Here is a 304-nt window from a genome sequence, read left to right as displayed (position 1 = left end):
CCTGCATTCTGAAAAACGAGTTTTCCATCACTATCATAATAATAAAGATTTCCATATTTTCCTTTGTATTCAGAGCCTATGTTGAATGACAAATCAGCTTTAAAACCAAAATCTCCATTATGCGTTAAAGATAATTGTTTTACGGGATTGTTTCCAGCCAACGCCTGTGCTGTTTTACTTGGCACTGCATTAGAATCAAACGTGACTTCCAGATTGATATCCTTCAGATTATCGGCAACGATATCCTTTCCATTGATAGACCAGGTATAGCCGTTCATGTGCAAATTTATTGTGACATCTTTTC

1 protein-coding gene is annotated in these 304 nt (G+C 36.2%); it reads right to left on the bottom strand.

What is annotated here, in order from left to right:
* The coding region (locus tag NE665_RS24270; RefSeq protein ID WP_256302755.1) for a hypothetical protein at window positions 1–304 on the bottom strand (304 nt) is incomplete at both ends.

The sequence above is a fragment of the Clostridium sp. DFI.1.208 genome (genome assembly GCF_024463855.1).
GTDB lineage: Bacteria > Bacillota_I > Bacilli_A > Erysipelotrichales > Erysipelotrichaceae > Clostridium_AQ.
Note: the sequence above shows the minus strand (reverse complement) of the source record. Positions and strands in the feature narration are given on the sequence as shown.